Origin of the sequence: Streptococcus mitis, from assembly GCF_946190115.1 — a bacterium.
GTDB classification, from domain to species: Bacteria; Bacillota; Bacilli; order Lactobacillales; family Streptococcaceae; genus Streptococcus; species Streptococcus mitis_CO.
Genome location: NZ_CAMHZG010000057.1, coordinates 1 through 375, shown reverse-complemented (window position 1 = coordinate 375; position 375 = coordinate 1). Strand labels below are relative to the sequence as shown.

General features: G+C 28.5%; 1 pseudogene. It reads left to right on the top strand.

The window, feature by feature from the left end:
• A pseudogene (locus N8L90_RS09385) lies at window positions 1–375 on the top strand (ABC transporter permease); the annotation flags it as partial.

Genomic DNA, 375 nt, shown 5'->3' with positions numbered 1-375 from the left:
GGAAAAGTGCTTACAGTAATTCTGATATCATTTATTGCTCATTTTACTGCACATTTAGTTATTCAATTATTAATTAAATTAGTTGCAGTTTTAACTGAATCAAATTATATCCCAGTAGCTAATCAAATGATTAACTTAGCTGGAATTACGTTTGGGACGGTATTAATCGGAATACTACCTTTTGTTTTAGGTATGATTAGGCATTCAATATCTATAACAATGCTTACAGGACTTGGTTTAGCAGCGTTACTTTCGAATGTAAGTCCAGGCAGTTTAACTAATAATTTTGTTGATAACGTATTCTTCTTAATATTTGCTAGTTTCATAAGTTTAATGATTGTTTCATTTTCAATTTATACTATTTCAAGAAAAGAT